This is a genomic window from Streptomyces tirandamycinicus, assembly GCF_003097515.1.
GTDB lineage: Bacteria > Actinomycetota > Actinomycetes > Streptomycetales > Streptomycetaceae > Streptomyces > Streptomyces tirandamycinicus.
Genome location: NZ_CP029188.1, coordinates 3,059,185 through 3,072,908 on the forward strand (window position 1 = coordinate 3,059,185; position 13,724 = coordinate 3,072,908).

At 73.6% G+C, this 13,724-nt stretch carries 11 protein-coding genes; 6 read left to right on the top strand and 5 right to left on the bottom strand.

Annotation, left to right across the window (positions count from 1 at the left end; all coding sequences use genetic code 11):
* Nucleotides 1-3: 3 nt before the first annotated feature.
* Nucleotides 4-816: a TIGR03084 family metal-binding protein gene (locus tag DDW44_RS13475; protein ID WP_108906595.1), complete on the bottom strand. Its 813-nt coding sequence runs from the start codon at nucleotides 814-816 to the stop codon at nucleotides 4-6.
* 176 nt (nucleotides 817-992) lie between these two features.
* A complete protein-coding gene (locus DDW44_RS13480; RefSeq protein WP_018889582.1) occupies nucleotides 993-1,910 on the bottom strand; it encodes an EamA family transporter in 918 nt (305 codons plus the stop codon).
* A 205-nt stretch (nucleotides 1,911-2,115) separates the two neighbouring features.
* On the opposite strand from DDW44_RS13480, the gene DDW44_RS13485 reads away from it, so the two are divergent.
* Both DDW44_RS13485 and DDW44_RS13490 read left to right on the top strand, forming a co-directional pair.
* Nucleotides 2,116-2,973, top strand: coding sequence for a LysR family transcriptional regulator (locus tag DDW44_RS13485; protein ID WP_108906596.1), 858 nt, complete (start codon nucleotides 2,116-2,118; stop codon nucleotides 2,971-2,973).
* 260 nt (nucleotides 2,974-3,233) lie between these two features.
* Entirely contained in the window at nucleotides 3,234-4,076 is an 843-nt protein-coding gene (locus DDW44_RS13490) for an HAD hydrolase family protein (RefSeq protein WP_108906597.1), read from the top strand.
* 112 nt (nucleotides 4,077-4,188) lie between these two features.
* Here DDW44_RS13490 and DDW44_RS13495 read toward each other — a convergent pair whose 3' ends face one another.
* Together DDW44_RS13495 and DDW44_RS13500 are read right to left on the bottom strand one after the other, a co-directional pair.
* Nucleotides 4,189-4,782 (bottom strand): Uma2 family endonuclease, encoded by a 594-nt coding sequence (locus tag DDW44_RS13495; protein WP_108906598.1) that lies wholly within the window; start codon nucleotides 4,780-4,782, stop codon nucleotides 4,189-4,191.
* Between the two features lie 95 nt (nucleotides 4,783-4,877).
* The gene (locus DDW44_RS13500; RefSeq protein WP_108906599.1) at nucleotides 4,878-7,943 is read right to left on the bottom strand and encodes an FAD-binding and (Fe-S)-binding domain-containing protein; all 3,066 of its coding nucleotides are present in this window, start codon (nucleotides 7,941-7,943) and stop codon (nucleotides 4,878-4,880) included.
* Between the two features lie 132 nt (nucleotides 7,944-8,075).
* Between DDW44_RS13500 and serC the strand changes: the two genes are divergently transcribed.
* The 3 genes from serC to DDW44_RS13515 all read left to right on the top strand — a co-directional run bounded on the left by serC (nucleotide 8,076) and on the right by DDW44_RS13515 (nucleotide 11,420).
* Nucleotides 8,076-9,194: a phosphoserine transaminase gene (serC, locus tag DDW44_RS13505; protein ID WP_017946074.1), complete on the top strand. Its 1,119-nt coding sequence runs from the start codon at nucleotides 8,076-8,078 to the stop codon at nucleotides 9,192-9,194.
* Nucleotides 9,195-9,549: 355 nt separating this feature from the next.
* Entirely contained in the window at nucleotides 9,550-10,293 is a 744-nt protein-coding gene (locus tag DDW44_RS13510; protein WP_240800600.1) for a hypothetical protein, read from the top strand.
* A 473-nt stretch (nucleotides 10,294-10,766) separates the two neighbouring features.
* Nucleotides 10,767-11,420: a DUF4360 domain-containing protein gene (locus tag DDW44_RS13515; RefSeq protein WP_018889570.1), complete on the top strand. Its 654-nt coding sequence runs from the start codon at nucleotides 10,767-10,769 to the stop codon at nucleotides 11,418-11,420.
* A 451-nt stretch (nucleotides 11,421-11,871) separates the two neighbouring features.
* Here DDW44_RS13515 and DDW44_RS13520 read toward each other — a convergent pair whose 3' ends face one another.
* Nucleotides 11,872-12,855 carry an SdiA-regulated/phytase-like domain-containing protein gene (locus DDW44_RS13520; protein ID WP_108906600.1) on the bottom strand — a complete coding sequence of 328 codons (984 nt, stop codon included), beginning with the start codon at nucleotides 12,853-12,855 and terminating at the stop codon, nucleotides 11,872-11,874.
* Between the two features lie 70 nt (nucleotides 12,856-12,925).
* On the opposite strand from DDW44_RS13520, the gene DDW44_RS13525 reads away from it, so the two are divergent.
* Nucleotides 12,926-13,615: a GDSL-type esterase/lipase family protein gene (locus DDW44_RS13525; RefSeq protein WP_108906601.1), complete on the top strand. Its 690-nt coding sequence runs from the start codon at nucleotides 12,926-12,928 to the stop codon at nucleotides 13,613-13,615.
* The last annotated feature ends 109 nt before the right edge of the window (nucleotides 13,616-13,724 follow it).

The following is a 13,724-nucleotide window of genomic DNA, read 5'->3' on the forward strand; positions in this document are numbered from 1 at the left end:
CGGTCAGGCCCCCTTGGGGGCGCGGCCGGTGCCCGCGGGGCCGGCGAAGGCCTGGGCGATGTCCAGCCAGCGGTCGGCGTCGGCGCCCTCCGCGCGGACCGCGAGATCGTCCCGGTGCGCGCGCTGGGTCACCAGCAGGCAGAAGTCCAGCGCGGGGCCGGTCACGCTCCCGCCACCCTCGGTACGGGGCTCACCGGCGGGGCTCTCGGGCCCCCAGGTCCACAGCTCCCCGCCGGGCCCGGTCAGCTCCACCCGGAACTCCTCCTTCGGCGCCTCGAGCCCGCGCACGAGGTAGGCGTAGTCACGGGCCCGTACGCCGATGTGCGCGACGTGCCGCAGCCGGGCGGTCGGCTCCCGTACGACACCGAGCGCGTCGGCGACGTCCTGGCCGTGCGCCCAGGTCTCCATCAGCCGGGCGGTGGCCATCGACCTGGCGCTCATCGGCGGCCCGTACCAGGGGAAGCGGGCGCCGGGGGGCGCGTCTTGCAGGGTCCGGCGGAGCCGTTCGCGGCCGGTGCGCCAGTGGGCGAGCAGTGCGGCGGGCGGCTGCCGGAGACCGGCCTCGGCGGCCCGGTCGACGAAGGTGTCCGGCTCGGCGATCGCCTTCTCGACCTCGCGGGCGAAGGCGCCCGGGCTGGTGGCGGCGAGCAGCGCGACCTCGTCGGTCCAGGCGAGGTGGGCGATCTGATGGGCGACGGTCCAGCCGGCAGCGGGGGTCGCCGTTGCCCACTGCTCGTCGCTCAACCCGGCCACGAGCCGGTCGAGTTCGTCGCTCTCTGCGCGCAGGTCGTCGATGACGGCCGCGGGGTCGGACACGGGGCGCTCCCTCCGGGACACGGCGTGGTGCCCCGGAGCATGGCAGCGGACGATGAAACAAGCAAGCGTGCTTGCTTTACTTTCCCGGGCGGTCCCGGGCGGTCCCGGGCGGTCCCGGGCGGTCCCGGGCGGTCCCGGGCGGTCCCGGGCGGTCCCGGGGCGGTCTCGGCCCGTCCTCACGCCGTACGGCCGCCCGCCCCCGCCTGGGTGCGCACCGCGCCCATGCTCGCCGCGACGACCAGGGCGATCGCCAGCGCGTCGGCCGCCGCCAGCGCCTGGTGCAGCACCAGGAACCCGGCGGTCGCGGCGATGGCCGGTTCCAGGCTCATCAGCACCGCGAAGGTGGGCGCGGGCAGCCGCCGCAGGGCGAGGAGCTCCAGCGTGTACGGCAGCACGGACGACATCAGCGCGACCAGGAGGCCCAGCCCGATGGTGGACGGGACGAGCAGCTTGCCGCCCGCCTCGGCTATACCGAACGGCAGACTGAGGACGGCGCCGACCGCCATCGCCAGGGCCAGCCCGTCGGCCTGCGGAAAGCGCCGGCCGGTGCGGGCGCTGAAGACGATGTACGCCGCCCACATCGCGCCGGCCCCGAGGGCGAACGCGGCGCCGACCGGATCGAGCCGGTCGAAGCCCCCGCCGCTGAGGAGAACGACGCCGCCGAGCGCGAGGCCCGCCCAGACGAGGTTGACCAGCCGCCGGGAGACGATCACGGAGAGCGCCAGCGGGCCGAGCACCTCGAGGGTCACCGCCGCGCCCAGCGGAATACGGTCGACGGCCTGGTAGAAGAGCATGTTCATCCCGGCCATCGCCGCGCCGAAGGCGACGACCGTCCCCCAGCTGTCGCGGGAGTGGCCGCGGAGCCGGGGCCGGCAGACCAGCAGGAGTACGACGGCGGCGAGCACCAGCCGGAGCGTGACGACGCCGAGCGCTCCCGCGCGGGGCATCAGCAGCACGGCCACGGCGGCGCCGAACTGCACGGAGAGCCCGCCGGCGACGACGAGCGCGACCGGTCCGAGCGAGCCGCGTCCGCGCCGCGCGCCGGGCCTCAGTTCACCGGCGGCCTCCGGGAGGGCGACCGTGGCGGCGGCCACCCGCTCCGCGCCCTCGCAGCCGCCGTCGCCTGGGGTCGCATCTGCGTCACGGAGCCTGCTCACCGATCCACCTTCGTCCACTCGAATGAACCCACGATTCAAAATAGTGTACTGGGTGCACCCGGTCCACCGCGTTCCCCTTCACGCTACGGAACCCCGCGCCGCCCGTGAAATGCTTATTGGGCTGCGGTTATGCTCCGCACGCATGAGCATCGAGCTGCGTCACCTCCGCTGCTTCCTCGCCATCGCGGAGGAGCGGAGCCTGACCCGCGCCGCCACCGCGCTGCACCTCACCCAGCCGGCCGTCTCCCGCACGCTCGCCGCGCTGGAACGCCACCTCGGCGTGCGGCTCGTCGACCGTTCCACCCACCACCTGCACCTCACCGCCGAAGGCCGGGCGTTCCGCGAGAAGGCCGCCGCGGCGGTGGCCGCGTTCGACGACGCCCTCGACCCCGCACGGCTGCACCACCGGCCCCTGCGCCTCGGGCACGCCTGGTCCGCCCTCGGCGCGTTCACCACGCCCCTGCTGCGGCGCTGGCAGCAGGAACACCCGGACACCCCGCTGGAACTCCTCCGCATCGACGACCGCACGGCGGGCCTGGCGCGCGGCGAGGTGGACGCGGCCGTACTGCGCGGCACGGTCGACACCCCCGGCCTGGTGACGGCGCTGCTGTTCACCGAACCCCGGGTCGCCGCGGTCACCTCCGACGGGCCGCTCGCCGGCCGCGCGTCGCTGACGCTCGCCGATCTCGCCGCCGTCCCGGTCGTCCTCAACACCGTCTCCGGGCTGACGACGCTCGACCTCTGGCCCGCCGGGTCGAGGCCGGTGACCACGCTGACCGTCGGCAACACCGACGACTGGCTGACGGCGATCGCCGCGGGCCGCGGCGCCGGAGCCTCCGCGGCGTCGACGGCTCAGATGCACCCCCACCCGGGAGTCACCTACCGCCCGCTCACCGACGCGCCCCCGGTCCCGGTGTTCCTCGCCTGGCGCGCCGGCGCACCGCACCCGGAAGTCGGAGCACTGGTGGCGCTGGCGCGCGAACTGGGCGCCGAGGGCTGAGACAAGCGGCACGGCGAGGCGAGCAGGACCGCCGACGGCCCCCGGGCCGGGGAACTCACCGCCCCCGGCCTCCGGACGGACTCCCCCCGGGCGCGCCCCCGTTGCCGAGAACCGGAACCGCCGAGCCGAACGCGCCCCGACGCAGCTCGACATGGCCTTATATGATCCAACATGGCCCGATGCGGCCTGGCATCGACCGACGCGGCCCACCCTTTCCCGACCCGGTCCGATATGGCCTGACTCGGCTCTAGCATGGGCCGATGCGGCACCCCCGTCCTCGCCCCCGCCCCTGCCCCCGGCTGATCGCGACCGATCTGGACGGCACGCTGCTGCGCCGCGACGGCACCGTGTCGGAACGCACCCTGCGCGCCCTGCGGACGGCCGTCGAGGGCGGGGCCGACATCGTCTTCGTCACCGCCCGGCCGCCGCGCTACGTGGACGCCCTGGCCGCGGCGACCGGACTCGCCGGCACGGCGGTGTGCAGCAACGGCGCCCAGGTGTACGACGTGGGGGCGCGTACGGTCGTCCGGTCCCGGGCCCTGGTGCCGGCCACCGCCCGCAGGGTGGCGACCGTCCTCGCCGAAGCCGCGCCGGGGCTGGGGTTCGCCGTGGAGACGGGCCTGAAGGTGCTGTACGAACCGACGTACCTGCTGCGCTTCAGCGGCGGCCTCGCCGCGGAGTCCCCCGTGGCATCGCTGGGCGACCTCTGGCTGCTGGACGTCCCCATCGTCAAACTGCTCGCCCACTCCCACCGGTTCGACGCGGACGTACTCGTCGCACTGGCGGAGGAGGCGGTGGGCGGGGAGGCGCAGTTCACCCACTCGGGCGGGCGCGGCCTGCTGGAGATCAGCGCGCGGGGCGTCACCAAGGCCGCCGCGCTGTCCGCGCTCTGCGCGGAACGGGGCATCACCGCGCGGGAGGTGGTGGCGTTCGGCGACATGCCGAACGACCTGGCGATCCTGCGCTGGGCGGGCAGCGGCTACGCGATGGGCAACGCGCACCCCTCGGTACTCGCCGCGATCCCGGGGCGAACCGCGTCCAACGAGGAGGACGGTGTGGCCCGGGTTCTGGAGCGCCTCTTCGACGAAGCCCGACCCCGGTGAGCCACGGCTGACGTCCCCGCCCCGGCCCCGGCGAGCTCGACGGCGGGACGAGTCGTACACGGCAGCCTGGGACCGGGCACGGCGTCCGTGCGCCGGCTACAGGCTCTCCGCCTCAGCCGCGGGGGAACTCGCCGGTCGCGAGGGTGAGAGCGACGGGCGTACCGGTGAGGTCGACGTCCGCGCCGAAGGCGACGGTCGTCTCGACGAGGTAGTCGCCTCCCTTGGGCTGGGTGTACACGTGGCAACGGCCGACGTAGGGGTCGGCGATCAGGTAGACCGGCACCTCGGCGGTCGCGTAGGCCCGCTTCTTGGGGCCGTAGTCGTTGGCGCCGGTGCTCCTCGAGACGACTTCGACCACGAAGACCACGTCCTCATGGCACCACAGCCCTTTGGCGTTCTTCTCGGCGTCCCCCCTGAGAAGGGTCAGGTCGGTGGCGAACCCGTTCAAGTGGCCGGGGTAGTCGATGCGAACGTCCGACTTGATCCTTTTCCTGGGGTGCTGCGCGCGCAACTGGTCGTAGATGTCCGCGATGATGTCCCAATGCGCGTCCCGCTGCGGCGACATGAATACGGTCCCCTCGACGATCTCGACCTTGTACCCCTCGGGGACGGGCATCCGCTCGAGCGCCTCGAACATCTCGTCCAGCGTGCGCTCGTTGTCGCTCTCAGCCATCTCGATCCTGTCGGTCTCCACGACGGTCATCATGGCGCTCCTCCCCGGCCGCCGCGGGTGGCGGGCAGCCGCGCGGTACAACGATACGTACGGCGGCCAGGACACGCCCGGCGTCCGCGCGGACGCCTTCACGCTCCGTCGGCGGGCCCCGCGCCGCCGCCGTCCCTCCCCTCCTGGGCCTCCCCCGCCGGTCCCTCCGCCGGTCCCTCCGCCGGCCCCTGCGCCAGTGCCTCCGCCAGCACCTCCGCCAGGTGCCGTCCCCGCCGGCCCGCGAGCTGGTCCAGTTGGGTGCGGCAGGAGAAGCCGTCGGCCAGGAGGACGGTGCCGGGGGCCGCGGCGCGTACCGAGGGCAGCAGCCGGTCCTCGGCGCAGGCCACCGACACCTCGTAGTGGCCGCGCTCGAAGCCGAAGTTGCCCGCGAGGCCGCAGCAGCCGCCGCTCAGCTCACCGGTGAGCCCGGCCCGTTGGCGCAGCCGGCGCTCCGCGGCGTCGCCCAGGACCGCGTGCTGGTGGCAGTGGGTCTGCCCGGCGACCGGGCGGTCCAGCCGGGGCGGGCGCCACCCGGGGGCGTGCTCCTCCAGGGCGGCGGCGAAGGTGGTCACGGAATCCGCCAGCCGGCGTGCCCGCGGGTCGCCGGACAGGAGTTCCGGGAGGTCGGTGCGCAGCGCCGCCGCGCAGCTCGGTTCGAGTACGACGACGGGAGAACCGCGCTCCAGGACGGGTTCCATCACGTCCAGGGTGCGGCGCATCACGGCGCGGGCGCGGTCCAGCTGGCCGGTGGAGACGTACGTCAGACCGCAGCAGACCCGGCCCGGGGGCAGCGAGACGCCCAGGCCCGCCGACTCCAGGACCCGGACGGCGGCGCGGCCGACCGACGGGGAGAGGTGCTCCGTGAAGGTGTCGGGCCACAGCACGAGCGGTGCGCCGGGGCTGCCGTTGCGCCGCCACCAGGCGGTGAAGGTCCGCGTGGCCAGCCGGGGGATCCGGCGCTCGGGGGCGATGCCGGCGAGCCGTTTCGCGAGCGACGCGAGGGGCCCCACCCGCGCGGCCGCGTTCAGCGCCCCGGCGAACGGCGCGGCCACGCGCAGCCAGCGCGGCAGCCACCCCATGGTGTAGTGCGCCGCGGGCCGCGGCCGTCCCGCGTAGTGGTGGTGCAGGAACTCCGCCTTGTAGGTGGCCATGTCGACGCCGACCGGGCAGTCGCTGCGGCAGCCCTTGCAGGACAGGCACAGGTCGAGGGCCTCGTGCACCTCCCGGGAGCGCCAGCCGCCGGTGACCACCTCGCCCGCGAGCATCTCGTGCAGCAGCCGGGCGCGGCCGCGGGTGGAGTGGCGCTCCTCGCCGGTCGCGCGGTACGACGGGCACATCACCTCCGGCCCCGGCGCGGGCCCGTCCACCCGGCACTTGGCGACGCCGACGCACCGCCGCACGGCGGCCGAGAAGTCCCCGCCGTCGTGCGGGTACCCGAAGGCCACGTCCACCGGCCGCTTCGGCAGGACCGCGAAGCGCAGGTTCTCGTCGAGGCGCGCGGGCCGGGCCAGTACGCCGGGGTTGAGCCCGCCGGCGGGGTCCCACAGGTCCTTGAACCGGGCGAACAGCGCCACCAGTTCGTCCCCGTACATCCTCGGCAGCAGCTCCGCGCGCGCCAGTCCGTCGCCGTGCTCGCCCGACAGCGAACCGCCGTGCGCCACGACCAGTCCGGCCACGTCCTCGGAGAACGCGCGGAAGCGCCGCACTCCCTCCCCGCTCAGCAGGTCGAAGTCGATACGGACGTGGATGCAGCCGTCGCCGAAGTGCCCGTACGGAGTCCCGCGCAGCCCGTGCTGGGCGAGCAGCGCGCGGAAGTCCCGCAGGTAGGCGCCCAGCCGGGCCGGGGGCACCGCGCAGTCCTCCCAGCCGGGCCAGGCCTCTCCCCCCGAGCCTGCGGCCCGGGTGGGCGCGCGCCCGGCGTGGCCGGGGGGAGTGCCCCCACCGTCCGGGATCCGGGTCGCGGTGCCGGCGGCGTCCTCCCGGACCCGCCACAGCGCGCGCCGGCCCGCCGGGTCGGTGACGACGGTCCCGTCGAGGGCGTCGGCTCCCCGCACGATCTCCTCCGCGCGGGCCCGCGCCTCGGCGGCCGTCGCCCCGCCCGTCTCGACGAACAGCCACGCGCCGCCCCTCGGCAGCCCCCGGCCCGCGGCGTCCGGGACGAGATCGTCCGCCATGCCCTCGACCGTGAGCGGCCGGTACGGCAGCAGTCCGGCGGCGGCCTCGGCGGCCGCGCTCTCGTCCGCGTACCCGAGCAGGGCCAGCGCCCGCGCGGGCGGCGACTCCACCAGCCGTACGGTCGCCTCGGTCAGCACCGCCAGGGTGCCCTCGCTGCCGCAGAAGGCGCGGGCGACGTCGGTGCCGTTCTCGGGCAGCAGCGCGTCCAGCGCGTAGCCGGAGATCCGGCGCGGCAGCCCGCCGGGGAACCCGGTGCGCAGCAGCGCCAGATGGTCCGCCACGAGCTCGCGCAGGCCGTTCGGAACGGCGGTGGGCCCGCTGGCTCCACCGGGGGCCGCGCCGGTGCCGATCGGAGCGGCGGTGAGCCCGGGGCCTTCGCCGGGGGCGGCACCGGGTGCTCCACCCGGGGCCGCGCCGGTGCCGGGCGGCCCCCAGCCCTTCCCCAGCCGCAGCGCCTCTCCCCCGTACGTCACCACGGACAGCTCGTGGACGTTGTCCGCGGTCGTCCCCCACGCCACCGAGTGGGAGCCGCACGAGTTGTTGCCGATCATGCCGCCGAGCGTGCAGCGGCTGTGCGTGGACGGGTCGGGCCCGAAGGTCAGCCCGTACCGGCCCGCCTCGTCCCGCAGCCGGTCCAGTACCGCGCCGGGCTGGACCACCGCCGTACGGGCCGCCGGGTCGACGGAGACCACGGACCGCATACGGCGGGTGAAGTCCAGCACGACGCCGGTTCCCGTCGCCTGCCCGGCGATCGACGTGCCGGCTCCCCGGGGCACCACCGGGACCCCGTGGGCGCGGCAGACGGCGAGCGCCGCCGCCACGTCCGCGGCGTCGTGCGGCGCGACCACGCCGTCCGGCACCCGGCGGTAGTTGGAGGCGTCCATCGTCGTCAGGGCACGCGCCCCCGGCGAGAAGTCCACCTCGCCGCGGACCTCCGCCCGCAGCGCCCGTTCCAGCTCCCTGCGATCCGCCACCGTGCGATCAGCCATGGGCCCAGCGTGCCCCACGCTCGATCGGGTGACGCCGAGGTGACACCGAAATCCGTCCCGTTCAGTGACCGCTTGTCTCATCCGCCGGACATCGGGCCCGGTGACCTGGTGGAAACGACTAGGCTCCGGCTCGTGGCCGATATCCAGATTCCCGCTGACATCAAGCCCGGCGACGGTCGTTTCGGCGCCGGACCCTCCAAGGTGCGCACGGAGGCGCTTGACGCCCTGGCCGCCACCGGTGCGTCCCTGCTCGGCACCTCCCACCGCCAGGCCCCGGTCAAGAACCTGGTCGGTTCGGTGCGCCAGGGCATCCGCGAGCTGTTCTCCCTCCCCGAGGGCTACGAGGTGATCCTGGGCAACGGCGGCTCGACCGCGTTCTGGGACATCGCGACCCACGGGCTCATCGACGACAAGTCGCAGCACCTGTCCTTCGGCGAGTTCTCGTCCAAGTTCGCCAAGGCGGCGAAGCTGGCGCCGTGGCTGGCCGAGCCGACCGTGATCTCCTCCGACCCCGGCACGCACCCGCAGCCGCGGGCCGAGGCGGGTGTCGACGTGTACGCGTTCACCCACAACGAGACCTCCACCGGTGTCGCCGCCCCGATCAAGCGCGTCGAAGGTGCCGACGAGGGCGCGCTCGTCCTCGTGGACGCCACCTCCGGCGCCGGCGGCCTTCCGGTCGACATCGCCGAGACCGACGTCTACTACTTCGCGCCGCAGAAGTCGTTCGCCTCGGACGGCGGCCTGTGGATCGGGGTGTTCTCGCCCGCCGCGCTGGAGCGCGCCGCCCGTGTCCACGGCTCCGGCCGGCATGTGCCGGAGTTCTTCAGCCTGCCGACGGCGATCGACAACTCGCTGAAGAACCAGACGTACAACACCCCGGCGCTGGCGACCCTGTTCCTGCTCGACCAGCAGCTGAAGTGGTTCAACGGCCAGGGCGGGCTGGACTGGGCGGTCCGGCGTACCGCGGCGTCCGCGGGCAACCTGTACGGCTGGGCGGAGGAGTCGAAGTACGCCACGCCGTTCGTCGCGGACCCGGCGCAGCGCTCTCAGGTCATCGGCACGATCGACTTCTCGGACGACATCGACGCCGCGGCGGTCGCGAAGGTGCTGCGGGCCAACGGGATCGTGGACACCGAGCCGTACCGCAAGCTGGGCCGCAACCAGCTGCGGATCGCGATGTTCCCGGCGGTCGACCCGGCCGACGTGCAGGCGCTGACGGCCTGTGTGGACTACGTGATCGAGAAGCTGTGAACCGAGCGTCGTGAGCACCGCCGCGCGGCCGGCCGCGCGGCGGCGGTACGCGGTGCCACGTGGCGGGCGTACGCGGTGCCACGTGGCGGGCGTACGGGGTGCCGCGGTGGCGGACGTGCGGCGCGTCGCGCCGGCGCGGAGGTGACCAGGGGGCTCGACGGCGAAGGCGCGCCGCGCCCCGACCGCGGAGGTGCGCCACGCACCGGCGACGTGCCCGTGCCGCGGCCGCGTGGTGGATGGTCCGCCTCAGAGATTCGTTTGGGCGGACCAAGCCGGGGCATGGCTGCTCAGCCACGCGGGTGACCAGGCAGACCGAAGCGGGAAGACGAGGCCGCCTGCGGGTAGCGCCGCAGGCATGACAGACAGCCATGATTCCGCGCAGGGAGGTGGCCCCAAACACGGACGCCATTCGTCGGACAGCTCCCTGGGCGCATGGGCAGCCGTGCGCCATTGGTCTGCCATCGGCGCAATCGCGGGCCTGTGCTTCTTCGGCCTCCTCGCAGTAATGTATGACGAGTTCTACAGGGAATTCGGCATTACTTCGGCGGATGTCGCACTTTCCTATTCGGACACTTTGGCGCATTCATGGGGCTTCGTTATCACGGTTGCCGTCGCGCTGACCATCGGCGTCTCCCTGATCCTTTGGGCATGGCAGCAGATCATTAAGCGAAAACACGGGAGGGACTGCAAGATCGGTCAACTGCCGGCCCCTGCCTACCTCACCGCACTGGCTGCGATCTTCGCAATCTTCATCTGTGCCGGACTTGTCGGCGAGCACTTCATGGAGGCGGCCGGCAGGCGTGGCGCGGCAGGCCAACCCGTCTCAGGCCTGCGACTAGGGCTCGTGTTCTTCGACGTTCGAGCGCAGCCGGTCACAGAAATCTCGTCTGTTGCAGAGAGTCCCGTCACGATCCCGACACGAGGACTTACGTTCCTAGGAAAGAGCGGCCGCTCCTTCGTTCTCTATTGCACAGCCGACGACCAGATCTTGAGAATCTCCATGGAGCGGTTCACGCTCCGCACATCCCCCCATCAGGGGTTGAAGGAATCAGAGTCCAGGGACTGCGGAACGGCGGCCACGCGGAGCCCGCCCCGGTGAGAATGCCGCAAGGATGCAAATTCTGAGGCGCAACTCATGAGCGACCTGGAAGCGGAAGACTCGCGGAGACCACTCAGCGGCCAGTGGCTGCTCAGACATCGTCCGCCGCCCGCAGGATCCCCGCTTGCCGACGCCGGCCCTGACCGGCGCCCGGCGGCCGTGTGCGTCCGCCGGGCCCGGCCGTTACGCGGGCGCGGTACGCCGCCGTGTTCAGCCGACACCGCCGCACACCGGATGCGCACAAGGTGCTCGATGTGTGGAGGATGCGTGCAGCAGGCATGGAGGTACGGCCGATAACCGCCCTACTCGGCGGGTGGGTTGGCCCCTAGGATCCAAGCGTCGATGAGATTGACATGTTCACGCCTCAACAGTCGCGTGCTGTCGGGTGTGGACACGGGATCGGCTGGACCCCCCACGGTTCACGTCCCGCAAGGCCACCGACCGACTCTCCTCCGACCACAGGAGTGCGCATCATGCCCCGTGCCTTACGCGCAAGCGCCGCCCTCACCGCGGTCCTCGCCTCCACGCTCGTCGCCGGGAACGCCGGCAGCGCCAACGCGGCCATCGTCGCACCACCCGACAAGATCGTCATCGAGATCGCCACGGTGAACGGCTCGGGCTGCAAGCCCGGGACCGCGGCGGTGGCGGTCTCCCCGGACAACACCGCGTTCACCGTCACCTACAGCGAGTACCTCGCCCGGGTCGGCGGAGGGGCCTCGCCCATCGACTTCCGCAAGAACTGCCAGCTGAACCTGATCGTGCACGTCCCGCAGGGCTTCACCTACGCCGTCGCCAGCGCGGACTACCGCGGCTACGCCAGTCTGCAGCGCGGCGCCACGGCCATGCAGAAGGCCTCCTACTACTTCCAGGGCTCTCCCGACACGGCCGCCAGGGAGCACCCCTACAACGGCCCGTACGACGACAACTGGCAGGCCACCGACACGACCGAGTGGGGGCAACTGGTCTGGGCCCCCTGCGGCGTGAAGCGGAACTTCAACATCAACACCGAACTCCGGGTGAGCGCGGGGACGTCCGACCCGTCGAAGACCAGCTTCATGACGATGGACTCCACCGACGGTGAGATCAACACCATCTACCGGCTCGCCTGGAAGGAGTGCCCGGCGTAGACGGTGCGCCCGGCGTAGCCGCAGAGTCCGGCGTTACGTGAACGTCGGACGTCGGCGCACCACCGCGGCGCGAGCGTCGGGCGCCGCGTGGCCGGCGCCGGGCGGCCGGCGTCACGGGTACCGCCCGGCGCAGGCCGGCCGGCCTGCGGCCTGTCGCGCCGCCGGGCCTCCTGGGCGCAGCTGCGCCACGGCGACCGGGTGGGCCCGCGCCCCCTCGCGGGCCCACCCTCCGCAGACGCACCCCGCCGGCGGCCGGCGGGCCGGGCCGATGTGCGTCCGGACATCGGATGCGCCTCCGCCGCCGAGCGCGCACGTCCCTCGCGGGGCGCACGTCCCTCGCGGGGCGCACGTCCCTCGCGGGGCGCACGTCCGCGGCGGCCGGGAGTGCCGCCCGGCCCGATACGGGAGTCTCGGCCCGGTACGGACGTGCCACCCGACCCGGGCGGGCCACTCAGCCGCGGCGCCGCCGGGACCTGAGCACCAGGAACGCCAGTACGGCGGCGACGACGGCGCCCGCCGGCACGGCGAGTCCCTGGTCGTCGTCGCCCGCGCCCCGCGCGGACGGGTCCGCACCCCCGGAGCTCGAGGGCGACGCCGCGTCCGGGCCCGTGCCGTCGTCGCGTCCGGCGTCCCGGCGCACCACCTCACTCCGCTCCCCCTCCGTGCCGAACATCAGCGACCTGCCGTCCGGAGTGAAGGTCACCGACTCGGCCTGGCCCTGCAGCGGCGCGCCGACATGGCGGTCGTCACCCAGCCGCCCGTCGCGCCAGGCATAGGCGCGGGCGCTGAAGTAGGAGCGCAGCACCAGTTCCGTGCCGTCGGGGGAGAAGGCGCCGTCCGTCACCCACGGCACCTCGCCGATCCGCCGGAAGACGTTCGTCCCGCCGGTCACCAGCCGGACCGGGCCTTCGTAGAGCCCTCCGCCGTCCTCGTTCTTGCTGGCGATGTAGACGCGGCCGGTCTTCGGATGCACCATCATCGCCTCGGCGTTACGGGGGCCGTCCGCGTACCGGACCGTGTACTGGGTGGCGTGGACGGTGACGTCCCGCAGCGTCCGCGGCTCGGGGAAGCGGTAGATCCAGACGTGCTCCCAGCTCCCGTTCAGGTTGTCGCCGATGTCGCCGACGTAGACGTCGCCGTCGGGTCCGACCGAGATCGCCTCCATGTCCCGCGGCCTTCCGACGCCCTTCAGCGTGACGGTGGCGACGGTCTCGCCGGTCCTGGAGTCGACCGCGAAGACCCGCGGCTCGTCCTGGTCGTTGTGCGTCCAGTACACACCGGGGTGGGCACGGCTGGCCGCGAGCCCGCTCGACTCCGTGATCCGCGGATCCCTGATGGTGAAACCGCCGCTGTCGTCGGCGGCGGCGGGCACGGCGGCCCCCAGGACCACCACGGCGGCGACGGCGGCCGCCCGAGTCGTACGCAACGAACGCATGCCCCCAAGTGTCCATCGTCACGTGACCGGCCGGGGCCACGCCCGGCGGGGGTCGGACATCATTACCCCCATGCGTTTCATGTTCGTCGGTGACTCCATGACCATCGGACGCGCCGGCGACTACACCTGGCGCTACCGGATGTGGCAGCACCTGAACCGCTCCTTCGGCGGCCCGTACAAGATCGTCGGCCCCCGCGCCGAGCTGTACGACACCACCGCCGACGCGCCCGTCTCCACCGACTACGCCCGCCCGGACTTCCCGGCGAACGCCCGCCGCCACCTGGCGGGCTGGGGCGAGGGCTGGCTGCACATGGCGCCGCTGATCGGCGAGACCGTGACCGCGACGAGGGCCGACGTGCTCCTCGTGTCGCTGGGGCTGATAGACCTCGGCTTCTACACGGACAGCACGCAGACCGCCGCGAACGCCAGGCGGTTCATCACCGCGGCCCGCGAGGCCAATCCGCACGTCCGGGCCGTGCTGCTGCCGGTCGTCCCCAACGTCCGCGCCCTGGCGGACGCCCCGTTCGCCGCCGAGTGCGACCGCTTCAACGAACTGCTCGCCAAGACGGTCGCGGACCTGGACACGGCCGCGTCACCGCTGCTGCTGGCCTCGGCGCCGTACGCGTACGACATCCACACCGACACCTACGACGGCACCCACCCGGGCCCCTCCGGGGAGCACAAACTCGCGGCCGCCTTCGCCGACGCGATGCACCAGGCCTGGGGGATGGGCGAGCCGTACGAGCGGGCGGCGGACTGACAACCGGCGGCCGCTGACGACCGAAACGCCACCCGGCCGCCCCCCGGCCGCCCCGGTCGGCCCGCCGTCACCGGGCGTCGCCCCGACGCCCAATGACGGTCGTCGGGGG